Source organism: Acinetobacter sp. RIT698 (genome assembly GCF_009668065.1).
Taxonomy (GTDB): Bacteria; Pseudomonadota; Gammaproteobacteria; order Pseudomonadales; family Moraxellaceae; genus Acinetobacter; species Acinetobacter guillouiae.
Map to the genome: position 1 here is coordinate 41,446 of NZ_WJYH01000002.1, position 22,994 is coordinate 64,439.

A 22,994-nucleotide genomic window follows, 5' to 3' on the forward strand; every position below is an offset into this window, starting at 1 on the left:
TAAATGGCTCAAATGTCAAATCGTTAGACAGCAAATGGTGTTTCAGCTCAACCGCTGACTTTAAGCAACCTTAAAGTGACAAAACTCATTTAAGCTTTCATCATCAAAACTCACCAAACCTTGAATATCACAACTCATATAAAAGTTTTTATAGGTCAATACATAAAAGTCAGTGGTTTTTTTAATCACAATTGGATTCATATCCAAAGATAACGCTTCATCTTGCTTAAATAATTTGGTTACACGGCGATCATTCATACAGATCAAATAGGTCTGCTTTTTGATCTCGACTTGTGCCAAACCATTGTTTTCAACATGCAATGGAATAATGTATTTGCCATTCACATCAATTACTTGTTGATCATAGCTTTCTAGCTTTTGTGTGATCACGTTAAATACTAAAATATTGCCAAAACTGTCTTGTAGCTGCGTTTTATCTTCAAAAGCAAAATTGACTTGAATACCCAGTTTCTGCAAATCTTGCTCATCCACTCGCTTATTGGTCAATAAAATACGCGTAATGGTCTGCTTTAAACTGGCATCAAAGAAAGTACTATCCAGTTGAATATCTGTACCTTTTAGAATTTTACCCAAAGCTTCGTTATGTGTCCCCAATAAGTGAGCAATCACACTTCGATAATAAAATTTGCTGTTTTTCTTTACTTCACGAATCTGCTTATAAAAATAAGTTTGATCGTATTCACGTTCAATAAAATCATGTAGTAACGCAGAGTTAGCTAAAACTGCAATCGCATCATGACCAGTATACGGTAAATGTAACGTATGCAATTGAGGGATCAATGGCTTAATTTTTAAATAATGTTCTTTATCATTTTCAAAATAAGGATCATAAACAATGATATATTCACAGTCTGCAACGATGTCTTGTGCCTGAATACGCATATCCGCATTTAATTCAGCATCATAGAAATCTGTATAACGCTTGTCCTCAACCTCTAAAGGATCGATTGAATATTGTGGAACCATGGCAACCACTCGATTCATTTTTAAAGCTTTGGCATATTTGATTGCCGCGTAGCCACCCATTGAACCGCCATAACCCACGATATTTTTAAATTGTTTTAAAATGGGATCTAAGTGCTCTAACAATGCAGCCATGCTTGAGGCAGGAAACCAAGACTTCTGTTTTGGCATAATCCCGACCACGGCATAGTTATATTTCATCAAAGACTTTTCAGCATTGATGGAAAGTCCTTTGGCTCTAGAAATCAAGTCACCAAATGACAGGACTAAAGTGTCAGAATCGCCTTGTAAATAGATTGCTCTAATATGATCATCTTCAAAAATTATTTGCTTATCCATTCGCACACCGAGCACTAGCTCTATCATTGGCTGAAATTAAATAAATAGGCGCTTGCCTATTGATTGCTTCAAGTGTCATATTTTATAGAGTCTAGTCAGATAAAAAAGCGCAAAATATGACACATTCCCTACATCCTGCTGCTCAAAAAGGCTTCAGTACTGCTGCTGAACTTTATCAACAAGTCAGACCCAATTATCCACAAGACGTGGTCAAATGGTTAAAAGAAGATTTAGCTCTAGGCCCAGATTCAAGCGTTGTTGACTTAGGTGCAGGTACTGGAAAATTTCTCCCTTACCTCAAACAAGCAACGCCCAATATTATTGCTGTCGAGCCCGTCACAGAAATGTTGGAACAATTGAAAATAGTACATCCTGATGTACAAACGCTTCAAGCAAAGAGTGATCAAATTCCGTTAGAATCTGAAAGTATTGATGCTGTTTTGTGCGCCCAGTCATTTCACTGGTTTGCCAATATTGAAACCTTGAATGAAATTCACCACATTTTAAAACCTGAGGGTCATCTTGGTTTGGTCTGGAACCAGCGCGATGAGACGATAGACTGGGTTAAAGCATTGGCAGATCTGCTCGCGACGATCGAAGGAGACACACCACGTTACCATAGTGGGCAATGGAAATTGGCGTTTGAAAATCAATTTTTATTCCAACTTGAAACAGCCAAAGTCTTTTCACAAGTACAAACTGGAACCGTGGAAAACGTGGTCAGTAAGCGCTTATTATCCACCAGTTTTATTGCAGCGATGCCAGAACAAGAGCAACTCGCGCTGAAACACAAATTCGAACATATTGTCTTGGAATATACGGGTAAACATGCGCAAGATGAAATAGACTTCCCTTATGTCACCTATGTTTATAACTTTAGGAAACTGCGCTAATCGAAACGCTTTAATGAGGAATGTTTATCATGAATTTAATACTTCGCCCTTTACTCCTTTCAGGTTTACTTACATCCGTCGTTTTCATGGCAGCATGTTCTCCTAAAGATAGCCCACAGCAAAACAATTCATCTGAACCTAAAGACGCCTCTCAAGAGATCATGGATCAATTGAAAACCAAACCGATTAAAAGCTTTCCAAGTACACCCGATGATGCTCACGATATTGCATTACTTGAAGAATATGATCAGAAATTTACCGAAAATAATAATGCTTTAGAAGCTGACCTTAAAAAACGTGCAGCTGAAGATACGCTGACCTACGAAATTGATCAGCAACTCAAACGTGATAGCATTGAATCTGCGTTGAATATGCTTAAAGAACTGGATCTAAAAACTGAACAAGGTCGCTATATTCAAGGTTTAATTTATCAATTTTGGGAAAATCAAGCCAAAATCTATGACGAGAATAAACTGTCTAAAGACGGTCAATCTAAAAATTCAGCTGATGATGTAAAAGGTATGGGGGGTATGTTCACAGCCAAAGATCAACTCGATCACTGGAAACAATTGACCGATAAAAAATAAAAAACTAATGCTTTAATCTTCTCTTGTGCTAGATCAAATGGCACAAGAGAAGAAACGCTGATCATGTTTGAACCAGTACAATTAAAGTGAAATCCTAAGAAACCCGAATACGACAACGCCATTGTTGATCAGGTTGTTTTGAAGATTCCCATGAACGAACATGCACCAATTCAATATAATCTTGTCCTGGTTTTTCAGCTTTAAAACGGAAAGTCTTGGTGCCACCGACACCCACTGCTCCCTCTTCATTATCATTTTGCAAATAGGTTTCTTCTGTTTTAAATATTTTAAGTGGTTGTAATAACTGCCATTGGTAACCTGTGCTTGGGTTTTCAGGTGCATTGAATACAAGCACTTCACCTACTTTCATATCCATCAAAGTTGGGCACTTTTGTTTCAGTGTATACTCATGTGTTTTACCTTCCACTGTAGGACTTGAACTTTGACAAGCGACTAAGCCCAAACTGCAAACCAACAAAGTAAAACCCACTAAACCTTTCATTTATCACACTCTTTATGATTCAAACTGGCTAAAATTATAGCAAACCTTATCATCTTCTCTGATGTGGCTCAATTTGAATTTAGATATTTTGCTTTTCCAACCACTGAATAGAATTCACTCGAATCAGTTTACACGCCCCATCACCAACACCATTCCAATCCAAAGCAGATTTCCACACCAAATCTTTATCATTCACTTGAACCAAATCACCAGTTAAACGAACTAAATCGCCACGCTTTACCTGTTTGATTTGTTGAGCAATTTCAGGATTAGCGGGAATAATATGCATATTACTGACCAATTGAGTTGCCAATTGAGCAGGAATTGGTGGTCGAGCCATTTTCCAATTTAAGAAACGATCATATTGATTGATCGAAATCTGGCGGGCAATTTCAGGCTCAGTAAATAAACCGCGAGTTACCGCATAATCAATTGGAGAAAATTTTGCTTGCTCATCATCCTTATATTCTTTTGAACCGAGGATCCGAAACTCCCCATGAAAGGGTTCCAAAACAGAAATTTTCTGATGTTGGTCGATTGGTGCTAAACCATTGGCAATATTAAATGCTGGATTGGCTTTTGAAACTTTAGAAGAATCAGTGGATTGAAAAGCATAGACCTGAAAAGCACTCAGTGCCATCAACGCTGCACAGACTAACTTTTTACTCATATCATGCTCCTCAAACCACACTTAAAAATTGTACAAAATCTATAATCCTAGTATTAATATAAAAACTTAAAATAAAAATCGAGTTTCGGTAACAAAATACAGAGATTTCGTCCTATTTTTGTCTTATATTCAAAGCAGGCTTTGGTTAGAATTTAGCTTATATCCATATAATTGCATACAATGATGATTTATAAATTTTACCAACAACGTATTTTCCCGCATTTGCTTAATCAGGTGATGCAAACACCAAGCATGATGGATGGACGTGCAGAATTACTTGGAAAAGTTCGAGGTGAAGTCTTAGAAATTGGTTTTGGCACAGGTTTAAACCTGCCATTTTACCAAGAGGTTGATCAAGTTTATGCGCTTGAGCCAAACCGAGATGTCTATCAACTTGCTCAAAAACGGGTATTTGATGCACCTTTTCATGTACAACACATTCAAGCCAGCGCAGAAAAGCTGCCTTTTGCAGATCATTCAGTCGAAAATATCGTCAGTACATGGACCATGTGTAGCATTGCCAATTTAGACAAAGCCATTCAAGAAATTTATCGCGTTTTAAAACCTCAAGGGACACTGCATCTAATTGAACACGTTCAATATCATGACAATAACACCTTAAAAAAATTACAAGATATTTTAACGCCTATACAAAAAGTTATTGCTGATGGATGTCACTTAAACCGTAATATCGAACTTGAACTTTTAAACGCCAATTTTAAGTTTTCTGAAAAATATTATTTTGATGCTGAGGATCTGCCAAAAATTGGACGACGTATGTTTATGGCCAGAGCACACAAGCTTTAAGCTTGCGCCATTGAATAGAATAGATAAATTTGATAGAGAAATTTTAACCTCACTCAATCCCTGTTAAAAACAAGATCGTTTCGCCTTTCACCCACAATTTAAAAACAGTGTCCTTTTCACTTGATCTAAAGCAAAGTCGAAAAGGACCTTGGTTTTTGATTTAGGCTAAAAATCTACACACTCGATGCAACAACACTTCAACCTTCTAATCGTCAAAATCAATCCGAATCGTTTCAAAGCGCACTCGGCCATCTTGGATTGCTTGAGCAATCGCTTGTTGCCCCTTGGTCAAACGTGCCCCACCACTCTTAATATCAATCAACACCACTTCAATATCTTCAGCCAAACCTTCACCATCTCGAAAATCGGTATAGCCATCAAACACGACATAATCAATAGGATCCCCTAAAAACTTGGCATCACTGGGTAAATAACGAAACTCAGGCATGATTGGTGCAAGTTGTTCCGCCATTTTGCCTTTCAGCACAGCACGACTGGTATTTACACTACGCTTTTGTGCGCTTGCTAAAGCCTGCTGATGCTCTAATTCCAACTCAGCAATATACTGCTCATACTCTGCTTTGATTTTGCCATTACGCGTACTTGATAACACGATTGTGGTTAAAACGATGCCAATACATGCACCAATTAACATCGCCATCCAGATGGACATGCTTTTTCCTTTAACTCGATATCTTGCACAATGTAAACAACTACTAAAGTTTTGTCATGTATAACCTATATGCTAAAAATTAATGCTAAAGTAAGGTGAAGGTTAGCTTACAGACTTAATTGATCAATCATGAAAACAATACTTGTTGCAAATTTGAAAGGCGGTTGTGGGAAAACGATTACGGCAATAACATTAGCGACGGCGCTTGCACAAAAAGGCTATAAAGTGGCCTTGGCTGATGCAGATGGACAAAAATCTGCATTGCAATGGTTAAAGCAACGTCCTGACACTGCAGCAACAATTCAAAGTCTGGATTGGCGTCATGAAAAATCGATTGGAGATGCACCTAAAAACTTAGATTATTTAGTGATTGATGCACCAGGCGCTTTAACTGGTGAACATGCTGAACAACTGATTAGTGAGTGCCATGCTGTAGTCACTCCGTTACAACCCTCTTTTTTTGATATCGACAGTACCCGACGTTTCCTTAAACACATCCAAGACATTAAAAAAATTCGTAAAGGTAAAGTTTCTGTATATCTGGTTGCCAATCGAATGAAAGCCAACAGCTCAAGCTCGAAAGATATTCAGCAATTCTTTGATAAAATCGAACAAAAACCTGTTGCATGGATATCTGAACGTACTGCCTATAGCCAATTGGCGATGCAAGGTCTAAATGTTTTTGATAAAACCCAAAAGAACTTTTTAACCATTCAAGAACAATGGCAACCCTTACTTGATGCTTTAATAGACGATCCAAGCGATTGGTTCTAAAACCAATTCAATAAAGATCAAATAAATTGTGCTTAAAATTTGCCACACTTTATTTTTCAGTTAATATTGAGTCAATCACTCACAATTTTTAGAGTAATTAGTGCAAGAATTCACTTCGAACTTACAACGTATCTTATTGTTTGGATTATTGTTCATCCTTATTTTTTTGGGTTACGATATTCTCAAATACTTCATTGTACCTGTGTTATGGGCATGTATTATCGCCTATATGACTTGGCCAATGTACAAACGCATCTTAAGAATGTTTGGTTCGAATCGACCAACCCTCAGTGCATCACTGATGATTACGCTGGTGGTTTTGGTGGTTGGAATTCCACTGACTTTTGCCATTTTTATTTTACAACATGAAGGACGAAATCTTTATTTCGACCTACAACGCCAATTATCTTCAGGTCATTTGACTGTTCCAGACTTTATCCGTGAACTTCCCATCATTGGCAAAGAAGTCAGCCGTACTGTACGTGAAATTAATGCCGATCCTACCAGCCTTTCGCAAACCATTGGTCTGTGGATTCAAGGCCATATGAACTATGGTAAATTCGTCCTGAACGAAATTACCAAGAATTTGGTTAAGCTGGGTTTTGCAATCATGTCTTTATTCTTCTTCTATCGAGATGGTCAAACCATTTTGGAACAAGTCAGTAAAGCCTTACAAATGTTAATTGGCCCACGTATTCACCATTATCTTGACACCATTTCTGAAACAACCCGTGCTGTGGTTTATGGTGTTGGTTTAACTGCGGTTGCTCAAGCATTTCTTGCTGGTGTGAGTTATTTTGTTGCCGGTGTTCCAAATCCAATGGTACTCACCATTGTGACTTTCTTGATGGCACTGATTCCATTCGGCCCTCCTGTTGCTTATGGTGCAGTTTCATTATGGCTGTTTTCACAAGGTCAAACCATGGAAGCAATTGGTGTAATGGCTTGGGGTGTTTGTATTGTCAGTACTGCTGATAATGTGATTCGACCTTTGGTTATTTCAGGTGCAACCAAGATTCCGTTCTTGTTGATCATGTTTGGTGTACTTGGTGGATTAGCAAGTTTTGGACTGGTTGGACTGTTTATTGGCCCTGTCATTCTTGCAATTCTTTTGGCCATTTGGCGTGAGTGGTTACATGAAACCACTGAGCCAGAAATCCTAATGCCAGATGCCACGATGGCCTATGACATTGATGATGATCAGCCTACAAAACCTTAGCCCAATTCAGGCAAGTGACAATTAAAATTTCAATATTTGAAATCGTATATTCGCGAATAAGCTTTAATTGGCGAATATACCTTGTCTAACGATCTATATATCGCAGATATTCTGCGTAATTATTTTGTTTATTTATTTTTAGTCAGCATAATCAATGCCAATCAAATTTACTGTTAAATAAATTCATACAATCAGACATTTAATTCACATTGTTTATCAGGCCGTGCTTTGTTTGAATAGTGACTAATCATAATCAAATACTTTGGATGCGTTCGATGACATCTACTTTCTTTAAAACTTCTATACTTTGTACATGTATCGCACTTTTTACAGCGGCATGTAGTACAACAACGGTCAAACCTAAGCTTAAAACACCATTACAAACAGTGGATATGCATGCGGTCTCTGCACAAGGCATTGGTGCAAAAATTGGTACAGTAAGCTTGCAAGATTCTCCAAATGGTTTAACCATCAACACCCAACTTAGCCAATTACCTTCTGGTTATCATGGTTTCCATATTCATGAAAAAGGCTCATGTGCACCTGCTGAAAAAGACGGAAAAATGGGCGCGGCTTTAGCTGCGGGTGGTCATTTCAATCCGCAAAAAACTGGACATGGCACCCCCAATGATGGACATATGGGCGATTTACCTGTACTCAATGTAGATTCAAATGGTAATGCCAAAACAACCTTAATTGCACCACGTCTAAAACTGGCCGATATTCAAGGCTTAGCTATTATGATTCATGCGGGTGGCGATAATTATTCAGATCATCCAAAACCACTGGGTGGCGGTGGGGATCGTATTGCATGTGGTGTGATTCAATAATTTAAATCATTAGGGGCTGTAGGCCTTTCATAAATGGTTTATAGCCGTAAACATAGACGAATTGTCAACAGACCCAAATTGTGGATAAGTATGCGCTTATCCACATTGTCTTTATTTCAGATGCGAAAGCGCATAACGACGGCAATGTTCCAAATAACCTGCCTCATGTACACTCATCAATTCAACAATACTACGCCATAGCCAAAATGGCGCATCAATGGTTTTTGATTGATTGCGTTTTAGCTCTTTCACCCAAGCATTACGTACTGAATCATCCATCTGTCGAGCATGTGCACGACCAATGACAAAAGCCAAATAGAAAGCTAAATCTTTGGCTTCAACTTCATTGACCCCTTCTATTTCGAGTTTTAAATCTTGTGGTAATAACTCTCGAATAAAAACCGAAGTATCTAAAAACTTGCTTGCTCGCATCCGCTCCCCTAAAAAGGGTGATAAGTGTCTTGCACCTTCAACAATTCTTGCTGCATTGTCTTTTGGCATCGGTGTATTTGAATAGCGTGGTGCAAGTGCTGTTGTGGCTTCTTTCAGATCCATTAAACATAGGCCTTTCCCATCTCTGACAATATGATTCGATGAATCCATCAGTACGATATAGCGCAATAAGCCTAAAGAACTGCACCCTTTAACCCAATATGCTGAATCGATGACTTTCAACTGAGCTGATTGATCACGCTGACCAATCATTGTGACCAAGTCTTGAATATCGGGCTGATTAAAAACACGATGAATTTCGAGATGTTCTTTTTTCAATAAGGGCCAAAATTTCTTCCCCAAGGTTATTTCTGGCGTTAAACCTTCTAAACGCTCTCTTGCTAAATTTTTCCAGGTTCGCTTAAGTGCTTTTTGCATCGCACTATGCACAAGTACTGGTCGCTGTAATTTATCAATCCCTCGACCATTATGTGCTAGGGCATTCACATAACCTGCATACAACGCTTCAATCATCTGCGCGGTGACCACACCGGGTAAATCTGAACTACGCACAGCTGTGGCTAAGGATAACCCTAAACGGATAACATCATTGGCAGGATTACCAATCACAGTTTGATCTAGGTCACGAATTTCAATATCAATTTTACCCTCAGCATTGGCAACAGGGCCCAAATTCCCAGTATGACAATCTCCACAAATCCAAATCGCTGGCCCCTGTGGGATCGAACTTATTTCAGCTTGCTTCAACCAATCATAATATTTGGCCGTATTGCCACGTACATAGGCATGGATCGAACCCGCCATTTTTAAATTACGACGTTCTGTTAATTCAGCATTGCGATAACGAGGTTGTTTTATTTCAGTGTTTTGCTGGTTTGACATTTTTACTATTTTTAAGTATTTGATCGCTTATTCTGAGTTTTTTTAAGCATTTAAGTAAGGGTTAAACTGTATACAAAATGTTGAATATTACCGTTTATTTTTTACATTTCTATATGCAATAAATCGTGTCGCCTTTTCAGAAATGAGTAAAATATTGAAACGCCCAAGCCACTGAATTGACACTGTGAATAGTTATCAGCAAATCTTTCAAAATATAAAATCAAATTCAACTTTGATTTATTGCCTACAGATTTTGATTGTTTTAACTGGAACAACGCTTGGGCTGTATTTTCTAGGTTATGAACAGCTCATTGTTCCAATTACGCTTGGTGCAATTGCAACAGCACTCACAGATTTTGATGACCGACTGAGTATTCGTTTAAGAAATCTTGGCTTGGTTTGTGTGCTATTTTTTACTGTGAGTAGTATTTTAGATTTTTTACATCCCTATAAACTTTTATTTTTAATTTACTTATCTCTGTCCAGCGCAGCTTTTATCTTAATGGGGGCATTGGGGCAACGCTACGCCACCATTTCATTTGGTACCGTGCTCTTGTCAATCTATACCATGTTTGGCTTGGGTGAATATACTGAGTGGTATCAACAGCCCAGTTATTTTGTCATGGGCACATTATGGTATGGCTTGACCTCTATCATTTTCTATCTACTGAAACCGACACAGGCTGTACAAGACAACTTATCCAATAGCTTCAATCTTCTTTCCGAGCTGTTGATGTCAAAAGCAAAACTGTTTGATCCTGATAATGTCGACAATGTTGAGCAACTTTTATATGATCTTTCTTTGCAAAACAGTCAGTTGGTACAAAACTTAAACCAAACCAAAGCCTCATTACTGACCCGATTAAAAGCCTCTCGTGCCAATAAAAACACCATTTACTGGCTCAATTTATATTTTCTGGCTCAAGATATTCATGAACAAGTTACCTCCAATTATTTGCACTATGAAAAGATTCACCAGAACTTTAGCCGCACAGATTTAATATATCGCATTCAAAAGAACGTACGTTTGCAGGCGCGTAATTGTCAGCAACTTGCCGAGGCAATTTTAAAGCGCCAAATCTTTCAAACACATACAGACAACAATATTGCTTTAGCCCATTTAGAAAACTCAATGCAGGAATGGATTCAACACAACCCACATAATTTAGAAGTAAAAAACTTACTGTTGGTATTAAACAATCTGAAAAATGTGCAAGATCAATTTGTTAACCTGAGTATTGAACAACGTAACTATCAACAAAGTTATAGCCAACATCGAGATAATCTCAATTTATTGGATGATGATATCCATGATCTACCAGACCTTTGGCTCAAGATTAAACAACATTTAACCCCAAATTCTGCATTATTTCGCCATGCCGTGCGTATCGCGTTTGTGTTTGCTGTGGGCTATACCATTTCGCTACTGCCCTTTGCCAAAAACGGCTATTGGATTTTACTTACCAGTTTATTTGTATGCCAAATTAGTTATTTTGCCACCAAAAGTCGTTTAAAACTGCGCACGCTAGGGACTGTATTAGGGGTACTTTTGGGTATTCCGATTTTATACTTTGTCCCCAGTATTGAAGGCCAATTGCTCCTTACCATTATTTTTGGGGTGTACTTTTTCTACTTACGCTCAAAGAAATATGCCATGGCGACTTTAATGGCAACGCTAATGGTCTTGTTGATCTTTAATTTAAAAGGCGCAGGCTATGCCATTATTTTACCGCGCATTATCGACACCCTCTTGGGGTGTTTAATCGCATGGTTTGCGGTCAGTTTTATTTGGCCAGACTGGAACTTCCGTGATATTTCCAACAATATCCGGAAAAGCAGTAAAGCAACCTTAGACTATTTCGATGCGGTTGTTGAACAATATCAACAAGGCCGTACCAACAGTATTGATTATCGTAAAGCACGTCGAGCGGCACATAATGCACAGATTGAATTATCCACGATGATTTCCAGTTTAAGTGCTGAGCCCAATCCAAATCCGGATTTAATTCACAATGCCTTTAGATACTTGGTCTATAGCCATAGCCAGCTCAGTTATGTTTCAGCTTTAGGTAGCCATCGTGAACATGTACATGATCAGCAGATTTTAGATTTGATGTTATGGTGCAAACATACCTTAACTGATGTTTTGCTTAACCAAACCGCTGTAAATGAAGCCTTAATTGAAACAAAGCTCATTGAAACAAAGCTCACTGAAATTCAGCACATCAGTGATCAAGAAAATTTGTCAGATAATTTACTTTTGGTGCTTAAACAAATCAGTTTATTATTGGAAACCTTACCTGAGTTGTTAAAACTAAAAACAACCTTACTTCGATTAGAAATTAAATAGCAAGAATGACCAGACATTTAGAGGCTTCACATGAAACTTAAACATTGCCTAGCGTTTTTATTCTCTGCATTGACTATCGGTGCTGCGCCCAATGCTTTTGCAGATTCTCAATTTAATCAAGACTTACAGCAATTTTTAGAGTGTAAAAAGACACTTAAAAATTATTATGCCTTAGGTTTTGAATTTGAGGATGATCTGAAAAAGAATGGCTGGATCAAACAAGGTGAAGAATATAGCTATGTCAGTAAAGTTCCCATTACGGTATTCGGTCAATCTACAGATCAAATTAGTTTGGTTTCTGGTGGAATGTTGGCTGTTTTAAGAAATGCGGATACCAAAGACCTCGCTAAAAAGTTTCAAATCACGCAAAATCCGTTCTTTAAAGATATGCCATATTTTTCAGGAGAGAAAGTTGTAAAAACAGATCTTGAGACCAAAGAAACCGAAAAATCTTTGCGTAAACTGACTTTGGCTGAATCGAATCCCGTTGTAGATGAAGGTGAACACAAAACCTATATCGGGTGTGTTTATATCACTGAATTTGAACAGCAACAGCAGGACGCTGCAATCAAAGCTTTACAATAATCGATCTTAAATATTGGGCTATATCTGGTCTGGAGACTAAAAACTTATTCTCAAGAACGATCTTTCATCTATTTAAATCAATCGATTTTATTTACTATTTTTTTCAAATCGTTTAGATAATTCGGTTAGACTCAAGCTTCATTCTCATTTGACTAAGTGACCATGAATATCAAATCTTTACGTATTGTTGGTTTTCTTGAAGGTATTTCCTTTCTCCTTCTTCTCTTTATTGCGATGCCTTTGAAATATATTTGGGATATGCCTATTTATGTGAAATATATTGGCATGGGACATGGTGTGTTATTTCTTGCTTTTCTTGCAGTGTTATTGATTGTCTGTGGAAAACAGAAGTGGTCCATTCACATGTTTATTTTAGGTTTAATTGCTTCAATTTTACCTTTTGGGCCTTTTGTTTTTGATCATAAATTAAAAGCATTACAACAGCCTTAACCTGTTTATTTAAGAAGCAAAGCTCCCTCCCCTTTTACAAGGAGAGGGAAACTCAAGTGAGCTTAAAACTCACCATTTACTTTACGTTGCTGCATAATTGTTTTTAATAATCCACGTGGAATAGTGAACCACAAAGCAATTAACGCAAAACATGACAACGCATAAGCCCAGAGATGAAAATGCTCATACAGAATTCGAATCAGTTCAATCACAAAGAAGAAAGTGAACATCATCAACACTGAAACAGCAGCAGCGACAGTGCCTTTAGAAACTTCAGATGACATTAACGCAAAACGATAAAGCACTGAAAAACTAATTCCTTCACCAAAGCTGACTAAGGTCATGCCTAAAATAATGCAATGAAGAAAATATTCGCGCCAAATGATCCCAACCACCAAAATTGCGGTACCTAAAAGCATCAAAGGTAAACCAATCAAAACTGTTTTACCCAGTGGCAAACGATCAATCACTTTAATCAGCACAATATTACCTAGAATCAACCCACCCAATACAGGGAATTGCGCCAGACCATATTGCATACTACTGAGTCCCAGTTCCTCAACCAACATCACTGGAGACAATGCGATCCATAGCATCAAAGGCATCGCCACCATTGGCAAGCCGAGGGTCATGCCCATGAACGTTTTATTTTTCAAGACTTGCATATAATCATCCCAAATATAACTCAACGGTTTTTTGGGAATACTGCTTGTACGTGCTGGCATCTTGGCTTTTAGACCAAACCAACTCAGAAAAGCTAAAAAGGCAATCGCAATAAATCCCCAGTGCCATGACACATGATCAATCAGAAATGCGCCGACAACAGGGCCAATCAAAGGGGCAAGCAAAGAAATATTTGCCATCAGTGCCATGACTTTAATGGCATCACGCTCTTCAAAGGTTTCTTGAATCGCAGCATAACCCACTGCTGCGATCACAGATAAACCAAAACCTTGCAAGAATCTTAAAACAAGAAAACTTTCAATATTGTGGGTGAGTAAAATTAATAAACAGGTGATGACAAAGAATGCAACACCTGACAATAACACTTTCTTACGTCCTAATCGGTCAGACAAAGGTCCGAGTATCCCTGCGACGCATGCCCCGCCGAGGAGATAAAATGACATAGATGATGGTGCCCATGCACTGCTCACACCAAATTCTTTGGTGATTGCGAGCATCGCAGGCTGAACCAAATCATTACCGATATAAACTGAAAATTCAAATAACACCAACGCCAATGGAAACATAAGCGTAGCGCGACTCAAACTTGCAGTTTGTTCTTTTTGCACTAAATTTTGCATTATTTTCTACATATCTTTATTGGCTTGCATTGCTCACACTACTTTTTAAAGATAAGCGTTCGCCCAATGACAAGCACTGAAATATAAATATTAAATTGTGGAATTTACGTTGAATAAAGGCAGTTCAACACCGTATTCACAAGGTGTCTAATTCAATAGGTAAAGTAATTGCTGAAACTATATTTGTGAGATTTATAACTTGACCCGATTTATGAGAAAGCTCATAGAGGTACACACAGGGTTAAGTTTTACTAGTCTAACACAGACAAATTTCCAGTGAAAGTTGAACATTTATTATTCTTAAGCTACTCTAAATGCTGTATAAGCGGATATAAATAATTTAAATGAAAAATAAAAACCAAATATCGCTGATCATTATTGGCGTGATTTTATTGTTGGTGGGTGGAGGACTTTATTTTATCAGTTCTGCACCTAAAATTAGCGCTGAAGATCAGGCGCGATGTGAACAATTGGTTCAAAATAAATATGCTGAAAACTCAAGCACTATCATAGGAAGCTGTAAAACAGATACAGGCTTTGTGGCATTGATGGATAGTCAAGCCAATGCGACCGCCTCGGCTGAAGATACGGCGAAAGCAATTAGCTCCGCCAACCATAAAGAATTGGGCTTGGGTATATTTGGCAAGTTCCTAATGGGATTATGTGTGGGTATCGGGATTGCATTACTGATCAAAGGCTTGATTGCACTCAAGAACAAACCACAATCGATAAATTAATTATCAAAGCAAATTGTAATTCTCACAGTTTGCTTTATTCATCATCGCGCACTGTTGATTTGATAAATGTACCACGCTTAATATCGTCATATGCTTCAAGAATTTCTGCGTAGTTGTTCATGACGAATGGCCCATGCCCATTGATCGGTTCTTGAAGCGGTTTGCCTGTAAGCAGCAACAATTTACACTGTTGTAATGCCGTTATTTCAAAGTCTTGTTCCAAGCTCGACATCACAGCAAGCCCTTGCTCTTCAAATATCTCATCTTCAGCTTGAAACTGTGCCTTACCCGTTCGTAAATAGACCAGTGTGGTTTCTCCTGCGCCTGCGGGCAATCTGACCTTATGCCCTGCTTGGATTTCAATATCCAAAACTTGAAGTGGTGAATGCGTTTTTGCTGGCCCGTGTTGCCCTTGGTAGTCTCCAGCAATCACTCGTACCGTTCCAGCACTATTCGTAAGTTCAATCACTGGAATATTGGCTTTTCGCAAGCTTTGGTAACGTGGTGGATTCATTTTATCTTTGGCAGGTAAATTTACCCACAGTTGCACCATTTCAAAATAACCACCCGTTTTTGAAAATGCCTCACTAAAGACCTCTTTGTGTTCCACACCTGAAGCTGCGGTCATCCATTGCACATCACCCGCTGAAACAATACCACCACCACCCGATGAATCACGGTGTTCTAATTCACCAGCAAAAATCAGGGTAACCGTTTCAAAACCACGATGAGGATGCTCACTCACCCCTTTGCGTAAATTGGTCGGTTTTAAAACACCAGGTCCTAAATGATCCAATAACAGAAAGGGAGAGACGGTATTGCCTAATTCATAGTGTGAAAAGACAGAAAGTACAGGATAAAAATCCCCTATCGCAAAGCGGGTGTCATTACGATGAATAAAGGCAAGGGTTTTCATAGTGTCACTATTCTCTGATTGAGTAAAAACATTAGCCATAAAAATGTTGTTTTAAATTAAAGCTATATTCGGTGAGATATTGATTCAATTTTTCAATATCATTGGTCGGTTCAATCGCTCTTAGATTTAAGGCCTCAATTTTATTTTCTAACAGTTTTAAGATTTGCGCTTGTTCCGCAACAGACAATTGCGCTTTTTCTTTCTGCTGTTTTTTGATTTCCAAATAATCTTCTGCCCAATGCCGTAAGGGATCATGAGCGTCGATTTGATCAAACAATTGCGTAATCAGGAGTTCAGGCATAATTTGCTGTGTTGCTAGTTCTGCTGACATCAGACCACGAATAGAATAAAACACTTTTTTATAGGTAAAGTTATCTGCGGTTTGCATGACATGCATACCGCCTTTAGCCAGCGACAAGTAATGATAATACAGCGCTTTATAGTCTATTCGTTCAAGTAAGCCATCTCTAAATTTCTCCCATTCAGGAAATTGATTAAAATAGACAATATGTGCACGTACCCACTCTAAAACAGTCGGATTACTTTTTGCCAAAAGCCCAAACATTTTATTTAAGTCGAATGAAACGAAGTCAAAGTCGCCATCCATGATCTCGATTAAATCACGGTGTTGGCGATAATCATAATATTGTGCTTTGGAAGGTAGATGGAAACCACGTACATCGTAATCACTGTCTGGACTTGCCATGCCCCATAAACGACTACCACTTTCAATATAAAACAGTGGATGTTCATCTCGGTTTTGGAATAAGTGTTGAATTTCTTGTTGGATGTTCATTGTGTTCACATTTTGGGTAAATCTATAAGTTTTATATCATTAATTTCAGTGCTTTTTAAATTTTCTTTGAATCCAAAGTCGACTTCCCTTTATTTTTAATTCAAGAACTTCATCAATATTCGCTTTAGTTCATCCTGATATTTACCAGCATAATTTGCTTTATAGCCAACCTGTCAAAAGCTCAGACATAAGAATAGAATTTCGATTAATTAATACTTTTAATTAATCAATTACATGTAAAAAATAAATTGTTTGATTATAAAAAGCTTGCAATGCCACACCTTACATTCAAAGTTTAAATACCTTTGCGCAGGCGATGCCTCACTTTTCAGAGATAAAAAGATGAATTGATAACCAACAGTTTCTAAAAGTTCATACAAAAACATAAGCTTCATTGATGATTAATGACTTGATGGAAATCACTTGTATGAATAATGAGGTGGTTTGACTATATATTTTTATATATTCAACTTCTTGTAGCAGACAAAAAATGCGAAAGATCAAAACCATTACCTACAATTAAAACATTCATTTATTGTGATTTCCCAAATAAAAAAACGTACCAAGTCTGATACGTTTTTATCCAGTATTTCTATCTATTTTTCAAGCATAAATCAAAAAATCATCAAGGACATTTTGCCTTTTGGAATGTCTTGGTATTTTTACCACGGTAACACTGATATTCCTTCTGCATATCTATACGTTTCCACTGACCATCAATATTTTTAAAGCTATACACACTACGAATTGAGCGCACCGAATCATCCATAAAACCTGTTTCAGTCAACTTCACTTCTGCAACAGTAGGTGATTCCACACTATTAAAATACTGACGCAACTCAACAGTCGCGAGATCCTTACGCAAATCAGGACGTTCCTTTAAAACCTGACTTAATGGTGTCTCTGAACCACCTACTTTATTCATTAAATTTTGTGTTGTTGCACAGCCAGACAAAGCCACTAAACAAAATACTGAAATTAAACTCAAACGATTCATTCTGATCACCCTAAAACTAAAAGCATAGCCTAATGATGCTATGCTTTTTAAACGTACACTATTTAAAAACTGTGTCTTTATGACTCATCTGCGATATGGCTAACATCGAGCGCTATGATTTGTTGATCATTTTCATCAAACATCAAGGCTTGATCACCTAGATCCAGCATATAAAAATGCCCTGCATCAGTTAGAAAATGCCAAGCAACGATCTCTTGCCCATTATACTCATGTGATGGATCACCAATGGTAATACGATCTAGTTCCTGACCTGCTTGCAGGCATAAAGCTTGAATAATTTTAAAATAACGTGGGCTGTTTTCAGCTGCTTGCTGTTTACGTTGTTCTAAATTTGGAATTTTGGCTGCAACTTGCTCTACAATCGCTAAGATCTGATCTTCATCAACAACCTGTAGCTTTTGATGTTGCTTTAACCATCGACTATTTATTTCAATCAAATCTTCACTATCATTCAATGCATAAAACTGGTCATCAAAAGCATTGAGAATATCTCGTTGCTCATTTTCACCAAAGTATTCACCCTCTAAGAACTGTTCTAATTGCTCATCCGAAAACTGATCAATTAAATCCGCACTTTGCTCAAAGAGAGCAGAATGCTCAGTTGCATTCATGGCTTTTAATCCTTCACGAACATGTTTCACCATGAACGCATCCCAACCCGTGTTATAAACGAATTGTGAAAAACCACCATTATTGACTTGAGCAAGATAGTAATCGACAAAATAACTGTATAAAGCCTCTGCGGATACTTCATCATATTCGACATAATGTTCAAATAAGCCATTTAAGCTATCAATATTGGACATAATCACATCATAGTGATCATCACTGTCTAAACTTTGTTTAGAAATTAAAATGTTATCAATGAGCATAGTTTTCAGTTTCTTATCAATATTTAAGCGTAACCAACATAACAAATTTTCAGCAATAAATGGCGACCAGCATGTAACTTTATTTTATCTTTTGTTCGGCAATAAAAAAGCGCTTCTCTCGAAGCGCTTGTACAAATGAGCTATTTAAATCATTACAGATCAAATAACTTACCTGGGTTCATGATGCCATTTGGATCGAACACTTTCTTCAAGGCTTTCATATATTCAATTTCTTCAGCAGTCCGTGTGTAATCCAGATAAGGCTTTTTGGTCATGCCTACGCCATGCTCTGCAGAAATTGAACCGTCATATTTCTTCACAGTTTCAAACACATACTTATTTACCACCTGACATTTAGCAAAGAATTCATCTTTAGATAAATTCACAGGTTTTAAAATATTTAAGTGTAGGTTTCCATCACCAATATGGCCGAACCAGCAGATTTCGAAATCAGGATAATTTTCAGCAACAATTGTATCAATTTCCTTAATAAAAGCAGGAACATGTGTAATCAATACTGAAATATCATTTTTATACGGAGTAAATGGGGCAATCGTTTCAGAAATGTCTTCACGTAAACGCCATAAGCTTTGAACTTGTTCAAGATTTTGGCTCATCACTCCATCAAGCACCCAGCCTTGTTCCATGCAATGCTCGAAGATTTCCATCGCAGCATCCATAATTGGTTCGTACGGCGCTTCAAACTCAAGTAAAACGTAGAATGGGCATTCTGTTTCAAATGGACGTTGTACATGACCACGATCCAAAACTTTTTGCATCGCCAGTTCACCAAAGAACTCAAAGGCAGTTAAATCAATTTTGCTTTGGAATGCATGTAATACAGGCATGATTGCATCAAAATCAGGAACACCCAATACCATCACTTGTAGGTCATGCGGTTGGCGTTCAAGTTTAATTTCGGCTTCAGTCACTAAGCCTAAAGTCCCTTCACCACCGATGAATAAATGTTGCATTGCATAACCTGTAGCATTTTTAATCATGCCTTTGTTTAAACGCAATACATCACCTTTACCCGTCACCACTGTCAGACCAAGTACCCAATTACGAGTCATCCCGTATTTGATCACTTTAATTCCGCCTGCATTGGTTCCAATGTTGCCCCCCAATTGTGATGAACCCGCAGAAGCAAAATCAACCGGATAATACATCCCTTGTTCTTCTGCATAGTTCTGCAACTGTTCAGTCACCACACCCGCCTGAATACGCACCATACGGTCAGCTGGATAAAATTCTAAAATTTGGTTCATTTTGTCGAAGCTCACGACAATTTCACCATTGGCAGCAACAGCACCTGCTGATAAACCTGTACGGCCACCCGATGGGGTAATCGCAACATTAAACTGATTGGCCAATTGAACAATTGCTTGCACTTGTTCTGTGCTCGATGGGAAAACGATGACCGATGGCTGCGGATCAAAATGCTTAGTATGGTCTTTGCCCCAATTTTCTAAGCTGTCAGCATCGGTTTTAATTCGGTTTTCACCGACGATTTGCGTCAATTGGGTCAATAATTCAGGTGCTATCGTTACTGGAGCATTCATCGTTTTGCGGACCTAGCAAGAAGTAAATAAGAGGTTGTGCTATACAACATTCGAGATTTTAAATCAGTCTGTGAAAATTTTTCAGCATTTTTTATAGCTGAAATCGGCAGCTTTACTGATTTTAGCAGTATTTTACCTAGATGACTGCTGAGGATAAAGCACAGATTTGATTCACATTATCCACACTTTGTGTATAAAGTATGCTTCAAGCATTATAAAAATCAATGCATTAGCATTTCATTTAATTTTTGAATAATGCTTATCAGAAATCGTAGATAAAATATCCACTGTACTGTCACAATCGAAATATCTATAGAACAAGGTCTATGGTATCATATTGCGACTAAATTTGGCCTTTGTAGCGGAGCCGTAATGAGCCAACATCTTTCACTACCTAAAGATAAAATTCGTTTCTTGTTGTTAGAGGGCGTTCATCAAAACGCAATCGACACGTTAAATGCTGCCGGATATACCAATATCGATTACCGTAAAACTGCGCTTGAGGGTGAAGCGTTGAAAGAAGCGGTTAAAGATGCACACTTCATTGGTATTCGTTCCCGTACACAATTAACTGAAGAAGTCTTTGCAGCTGCGAATAAATTGATCGCAGTGGGTTGTTTCTGTATCGGAACAAACCAAGTGAATTTAAATGCAGCCATGATTCGTGGTATTCCTGTATTTAACGCACCATACTCAAATACTCGTTCAGTTGCTGAATTGGTTCTTGCAGAATCAATTCTTTTACTTCGTGGTGTGCCTGCTAAATCTGCTTCAACTCACCGCGGTGGTTGGAACAAGTCTGCGATAGGTTCATTTGAAACGCGTGGTAAAACTTTAGGTATCGTGGGTTATGGCTCTATTGGTTCTCAACTTTCAGTTTTAGCTGAAAGCATGGGTATGCACGTCATTTATTATGATGCTGTGACTAAGCTTCCTATGGGTAATGCACGTCAAGTAGGTTCTTTAGATGAACTACTTGCAAATGCAGATGTTGTTACACTGCATGTACCCGATGTTCCTTCAACTCGTAACTTCTTTGCAAAAGCTCAATTTGCAAAAATGAAAGAAGGTTCAATCTTCATCAATGCTGCACGTGGTACATGTGTTGTTATTGAAGATTTGGCAGATGCGATTAAATCTGGTCATATTGCTGGTGCAGCTGTTGACGTATTCCCGAAAGAACCTAAAGCCAATGGTGAAGAATTTGTTTCTCCACTTCGTGGCCTAGACAATGTGATTTTAACACCTCACGTTGGTGGTTCAACCATGGAAGCGCAAGCCAACATCGGTCTAGAAGTTGCTGAAAAATTTGTTGCTTATTCGGATAAAGGTATGACTTTATCTGCAGTAAACTTCCCTGAAATCGCACTTCCATTGACTGAAGGTAAACACCGTTTACTACACATCCATAAAAACGTGCCAGGCGTGTTATCTAAAATTAACAACCTGTTCGCTGAGCATGGCATCAACATTTCTGGTCAGTCATTAATGACTAAAGGTGATGTTGGTTACTTGGTGATGGATGTAGACGCAACTGCATCTCAAGAAGCGCTTGATACACTTCATGAAGTTGAAGGCACAATCCGCGTTCGCGTATTGTTCTAAGACGATTTAAGCTAAAAAACCACAGGTATTTGCCTGTGGTTTTTTTTATGGGATTTATAAATCTGTCACTTCTTTCCGATAGCATTTTTTTAAGTTAAATTATTTGATTAATAAACTATTTAGCATCTTCTCTCACCCTACTCTACAAAGACAGTGTACTATCTAAAGCGCAATAAGCTTTGCAAATTACATGAGCATTTCATCTAAATTGTTTTATATAAAAAGCCTGTTGCGGAGATTTTCCTCCAAGCCCTTACTCTAAATTTCAGAAACAATGCCAAATTTAAAAAATGCACCACACCTGCAAGCTTTAGTTCTATTGTTCATTGCCATGATCAGTATGCAAAGCAGTGGCGCATTAGCAAAAACATTATTTGATCAATTTCCAGTCCTTACCATTTCCGCTATGCGTTTATTGCTCGGCTCATTGATTTTGGCCGTGATTTTTAAAATTTGGCAGGTCAATTTTAAACAGGTGAAATGGTCATCCATCATCAGTTATGGTATTGCCCTTGCAGGAATGAATGCTTTATTTTACTTATCAATTCATCGTATTCCACTCGGCATTGCCGTAGCGTTTGAATTTATTGGACCGCTCAGTGTGGCCCTGTTTCATGCACGGCAAAAATTCGATTTTATCTGGGTTGGGCTTGCAGTACTTGGACTGGTTTTACTGTTTCCATTTGATCAGGCAAAGCAAAGCCTTGATCCTATTGGTATTGCCTTTGCCTTAGCTGCTGGCGCTTGCTGGGCGCTGTATATTATTGCAGGTCAACGACCTTCAGGGGTTTCTGGAAACCATACCGTATGCTTGGGGATGTTTGTGGGCATGTTGTGCTTAATGCCAATTGCCTTATTTTCTGGGATGCCGCTACAGGTTTTTGAACCTTCAAATTTAATTTATTTTATTGCGTTGGCGATCTTAGCAAGTGCCTTGCCGTTTTCATTGGAAATGATTGCTTTAAGAAATTTATCTGCTTTAAGTTTTGGCACACTAATGAGTCTTGAGCCTGCAATTGCTGCATTCTCAGGGTTTATTTTCTTAAGTGAACAATTGTTATGGACACAATGGTTAGCGTTGGCCACTATCATTAGTGCATCAATTGGCTGCACCGTAACCACACAAAAAGCACGGCATAAAGGATAAAACCACCTCGAAAGGTGGTTTCAATTCACTCATCTAAAA

23 protein-coding genes are annotated in these 22,994 nt (G+C 38.1%); 12 read left to right on the forward strand and 11 right to left on the reverse strand.

Translation table 11 applies throughout. The features are described from left to right. Positions 1-60: 60 nt before the first annotated feature. Positions 61-1,350, reverse strand: coding sequence for a hypothetical protein (locus GJV03_RS01095; RefSeq protein WP_004818705.1), 1,290 nt, complete (start codon positions 1,348-1,350; stop codon positions 61-63). A gap of 89 nt (positions 1,351-1,439) precedes the next feature. Between GJV03_RS01095 and GJV03_RS01100 the strand changes: the two genes are divergently transcribed. After that, positions 1,440-2,216 (forward strand): class I SAM-dependent methyltransferase, encoded by a 777-nt coding sequence (locus tag GJV03_RS01100; RefSeq protein ID WP_105714018.1) that lies wholly within the window; start codon positions 1,440-1,442, stop codon positions 2,214-2,216. A gap of 29 nt (positions 2,217-2,245) precedes the next feature. After that, positions 2,246-2,803, forward strand: coding sequence for a hypothetical protein (locus GJV03_RS01105; RefSeq protein ID WP_154129281.1), 558 nt, complete (start codon positions 2,246-2,248; stop codon positions 2,801-2,803). Between the two features lie 94 nt (positions 2,804-2,897). Here GJV03_RS01105 and GJV03_RS01110 read toward each other — a convergent pair whose 3' ends face one another. Both GJV03_RS01110 and GJV03_RS01115 read right to left on the reverse strand, forming a co-directional pair. Continuing rightward, entirely contained in the window at positions 2,898-3,305 is a 408-nt protein-coding gene (locus tag GJV03_RS01110) for a protease inhibitor I42 family protein (RefSeq protein WP_004718213.1), read from the reverse strand. A 79-nt stretch (positions 3,306-3,384) separates the two neighbouring features. Next, the gene (locus GJV03_RS01115) at positions 3,385-3,975 is read right to left on the reverse strand and encodes a hypothetical protein (RefSeq protein ID WP_004718214.1); all 591 of its coding nucleotides are present in this window, start codon (positions 3,973-3,975) and stop codon (positions 3,385-3,387) included. Between the two features lie 183 nt (positions 3,976-4,158). Here GJV03_RS01115 and GJV03_RS01120 point away from each other — a divergent pair, with 183 nt between their 5' ends. Beyond that, positions 4,159-4,782, forward strand: coding sequence for a class I SAM-dependent methyltransferase (locus GJV03_RS01120; protein ID WP_154129282.1), 624 nt, complete (start codon positions 4,159-4,161; stop codon positions 4,780-4,782). A 205-nt stretch (positions 4,783-4,987) separates the two neighbouring features. Here the strand turns inward: GJV03_RS01120 and GJV03_RS01125 are convergent, their stop codons facing one another. After that, positions 4,988-5,455, reverse strand: coding sequence for a Holliday junction resolvase-like protein (locus GJV03_RS01125; protein WP_154129283.1), 468 nt, complete (start codon positions 5,453-5,455; stop codon positions 4,988-4,990). A 129-nt stretch (positions 5,456-5,584) separates the two neighbouring features. Here GJV03_RS01125 and GJV03_RS01130 point away from each other — a divergent pair, with 129 nt between their 5' ends. The 3 genes from GJV03_RS01130 to sodC all read left to right on the forward strand — a co-directional run bounded on the left by GJV03_RS01130 (position 5,585) and on the right by sodC (position 8,278). Further along, entirely contained in the window at positions 5,585-6,229 is a 645-nt protein-coding gene (locus GJV03_RS01130; protein WP_004718222.1) for a ParA family protein, read from the forward strand. A gap of 100 nt (positions 6,230-6,329) precedes the next feature. Next, on the forward strand, positions 6,330-7,448 hold the full coding sequence (locus GJV03_RS01135) for an AI-2E family transporter (RefSeq protein WP_004718224.1): 1,119 nt from the start codon (positions 6,330-6,332) through the stop codon (positions 7,446-7,448). A 275-nt stretch (positions 7,449-7,723) separates the two neighbouring features. Then, on the forward strand, positions 7,724-8,278 hold the full coding sequence (sodC, locus tag GJV03_RS01140) for a superoxide dismutase family protein (RefSeq protein ID WP_004718225.1): 555 nt from the start codon (positions 7,724-7,726) through the stop codon (positions 8,276-8,278). A 111-nt stretch (positions 8,279-8,389) separates the two neighbouring features. Here the strand turns inward: sodC and GJV03_RS01145 are convergent, their stop codons facing one another. Next, the gene (locus GJV03_RS01145; protein WP_105714019.1) at positions 8,390-9,613 is read right to left on the reverse strand and encodes a DUF2252 family protein; all 1,224 of its coding nucleotides are present in this window, start codon (positions 9,611-9,613) and stop codon (positions 8,390-8,392) included. A 184-nt stretch (positions 9,614-9,797) separates the two neighbouring features. Between GJV03_RS01145 and yccS the strand changes: the two genes are divergently transcribed. The 3 genes from yccS to GJV03_RS01160 all read left to right on the forward strand — a co-directional run bounded on the left by yccS (position 9,798) and on the right by GJV03_RS01160 (position 12,998). After that, positions 9,798-11,963 carry a YccS family putative transporter gene (gene yccS / locus GJV03_RS01150; protein WP_354666819.1) on the forward strand — a complete coding sequence of 722 codons (2,166 nt, stop codon included), beginning with the start codon at positions 9,798-9,800 and terminating at the stop codon, positions 11,961-11,963. A 30-nt stretch (positions 11,964-11,993) separates the two neighbouring features. Further along, positions 11,994-12,548, forward strand: coding sequence for a hypothetical protein (locus tag GJV03_RS01155; protein WP_105714021.1), 555 nt, complete (start codon positions 11,994-11,996; stop codon positions 12,546-12,548). A gap of 162 nt (positions 12,549-12,710) precedes the next feature. Further along, positions 12,711-12,998, forward strand: coding sequence for a DUF3817 domain-containing protein (locus tag GJV03_RS01160; protein ID WP_034615366.1), 288 nt, complete (start codon positions 12,711-12,713; stop codon positions 12,996-12,998). Positions 12,999-13,060: 62 nt separating this feature from the next. Here the strand turns inward: GJV03_RS01160 and GJV03_RS01165 are convergent, their stop codons facing one another. Further along, positions 13,061-14,302 carry an MFS transporter gene (locus GJV03_RS01165; protein WP_154129284.1) on the reverse strand — a complete coding sequence of 414 codons (1,242 nt, stop codon included), beginning with the start codon at positions 14,300-14,302 and terminating at the stop codon, positions 13,061-13,063. Between the two features lie 344 nt (positions 14,303-14,646). Between GJV03_RS01165 and GJV03_RS01170 the strand changes: the two genes are divergently transcribed. Further along, a complete protein-coding gene (locus tag GJV03_RS01170) occupies positions 14,647-15,039 on the forward strand; it encodes a hypothetical protein (protein WP_154129285.1) in 393 nt (130 codons plus the stop codon). 34 nt (positions 15,040-15,073) lie between these two features. On the opposite strand, the gene GJV03_RS01175 is transcribed toward GJV03_RS01170, so the two are convergent. From GJV03_RS01175 to GJV03_RS01195, 5 genes are all read right to left on the reverse strand, one after another. Continuing rightward, complete coding sequence (locus GJV03_RS01175) at positions 15,074-15,955, reverse strand: pirin family protein (protein ID WP_154129286.1); 882 nt, start codon at positions 15,953-15,955, stop codon at positions 15,074-15,076. A 31-nt stretch (positions 15,956-15,986) separates the two neighbouring features. Beyond that, positions 15,987-16,751, reverse strand: coding sequence for a nucleotidyltransferase domain-containing protein (locus tag GJV03_RS01180; RefSeq protein WP_154129287.1), 765 nt, complete (start codon positions 16,749-16,751; stop codon positions 15,987-15,989). 625 nt (positions 16,752-17,376) lie between these two features. Next, positions 17,377-17,748: a hypothetical protein gene (locus GJV03_RS01185; RefSeq protein WP_004718243.1), complete on the reverse strand. Its 372-nt coding sequence runs from the start codon at positions 17,746-17,748 to the stop codon at positions 17,377-17,379. A 77-nt stretch (positions 17,749-17,825) separates the two neighbouring features. Beyond that, positions 17,826-18,641, reverse strand: coding sequence for a DUF4375 domain-containing protein (locus tag GJV03_RS01190; RefSeq protein WP_004718246.1), 816 nt, complete (start codon positions 18,639-18,641; stop codon positions 17,826-17,828). 152 nt (positions 18,642-18,793) lie between these two features. Next, positions 18,794-20,203: an FAD-binding oxidoreductase gene (locus tag GJV03_RS01195; protein WP_004718247.1), complete on the reverse strand. Its 1,410-nt coding sequence runs from the start codon at positions 20,201-20,203 to the stop codon at positions 18,794-18,796. A 372-nt stretch (positions 20,204-20,575) separates the two neighbouring features. Between GJV03_RS01195 and serA the strand changes: the two genes are divergently transcribed. Then, a complete protein-coding gene (gene serA, locus GJV03_RS01200) occupies positions 20,576-21,808 on the forward strand; it encodes a phosphoglycerate dehydrogenase (RefSeq protein WP_154129288.1) in 1,233 nt (410 codons plus the stop codon). 274 nt (positions 21,809-22,082) lie between these two features. Then, a complete protein-coding gene (locus tag GJV03_RS01205) occupies positions 22,083-22,955 on the forward strand; it encodes an EamA family transporter (protein ID WP_004718253.1) in 873 nt (290 codons plus the stop codon). Positions 22,956-22,994: the final 39 nt, after the last annotated feature.

Excerpts from the sequence above, each read along its gene's own strand:
- GJV03_RS01095 (WP_004818705.1), bottom strand. The coding sequence starts at position 1,350 with ATGATAGAGCTAGTGCTCGGTGTGCGAATGGATAAGCAAATAATTTTT.
- GJV03_RS01100 (WP_105714018.1), top strand. The coding sequence starts at position 1,440 with ATGACACATTCCCTACATCCTGCTGCTCAAAAAGGCTTCAGTACTGCT.
- GJV03_RS01105 (WP_154129281.1), top strand. The coding sequence starts at position 2,246 with ATGAATTTAATACTTCGCCCTTTACTCCTTTCAGGTTTACTTACATCC.
- GJV03_RS01110 (WP_004718213.1), bottom strand. The coding sequence starts at position 3,305 with ATGAAAGGTTTAGTGGGTTTTACTTTGTTGGTTTGCAGTTTGGGCTTA.
- GJV03_RS01115 (WP_004718214.1), bottom strand. The coding sequence starts at position 3,975 with ATGAGTAAAAAGTTAGTCTGTGCAGCGTTGATGGCACTGAGTGCTTTT.
- GJV03_RS01120 (WP_154129282.1), top strand. The coding sequence starts at position 4,159 with ATGATTTATAAATTTTACCAACAACGTATTTTCCCGCATTTGCTTAAT.
- GJV03_RS01125 (WP_154129283.1), bottom strand. The coding sequence starts at position 5,455 with ATGTCCATCTGGATGGCGATGTTAATTGGTGCATGTATTGGCATCGTT.
- GJV03_RS01130 (WP_004718222.1), top strand. The coding sequence starts at position 5,585 with ATGAAAACAATACTTGTTGCAAATTTGAAAGGCGGTTGTGGGAAAACG.
- sodC (WP_004718225.1), top strand. The coding sequence starts at position 7,724 with ATGACATCTACTTTCTTTAAAACTTCTATACTTTGTACATGTATCGCA.
- GJV03_RS01145 (WP_105714019.1), bottom strand. The coding sequence starts at position 9,613 with ATGTCAAACCAGCAAAACACTGAAATAAAACAACCTCGTTATCGCAAT.
- GJV03_RS01155 (WP_105714021.1), top strand. The coding sequence starts at position 11,994 with ATGAAACTTAAACATTGCCTAGCGTTTTTATTCTCTGCATTGACTATC.
- GJV03_RS01160 (WP_034615366.1), top strand. The coding sequence starts at position 12,711 with ATGAATATCAAATCTTTACGTATTGTTGGTTTTCTTGAAGGTATTTCC.
- GJV03_RS01165 (WP_154129284.1), bottom strand. The coding sequence starts at position 14,302 with ATGCAAAATTTAGTGCAAAAAGAACAAACTGCAAGTTTGAGTCGCGCT.
- GJV03_RS01170 (WP_154129285.1), top strand. The coding sequence starts at position 14,647 with ATGAAAAATAAAAACCAAATATCGCTGATCATTATTGGCGTGATTTTA.
- GJV03_RS01175 (WP_154129286.1), bottom strand. The coding sequence starts at position 15,955 with ATGAAAACCCTTGCCTTTATTCATCGTAATGACACCCGCTTTGCGATA.
- GJV03_RS01180 (WP_154129287.1), bottom strand. The coding sequence starts at position 16,751 with ATGAACATCCAACAAGAAATTCAACACTTATTCCAAAACCGAGATGAA.
- GJV03_RS01185 (WP_004718243.1), bottom strand. The coding sequence starts at position 17,748 with ATGAATCGTTTGAGTTTAATTTCAGTATTTTGTTTAGTGGCTTTGTCT.
- GJV03_RS01190 (WP_004718246.1), bottom strand. The coding sequence starts at position 18,641 with ATGCTCATTGATAACATTTTAATTTCTAAACAAAGTTTAGACAGTGAT.
- GJV03_RS01195 (WP_004718247.1), bottom strand. The coding sequence starts at position 20,203 with ATGAATGCTCCAGTAACGATAGCACCTGAATTATTGACCCAATTGACG.
- serA (WP_154129288.1), top strand. The coding sequence starts at position 20,576 with ATGAGCCAACATCTTTCACTACCTAAAGATAAAATTCGTTTCTTGTTG.
- GJV03_RS01205 (WP_004718253.1), top strand. The coding sequence starts at position 22,083 with ATGCCAAATTTAAAAAATGCACCACACCTGCAAGCTTTAGTTCTATTG.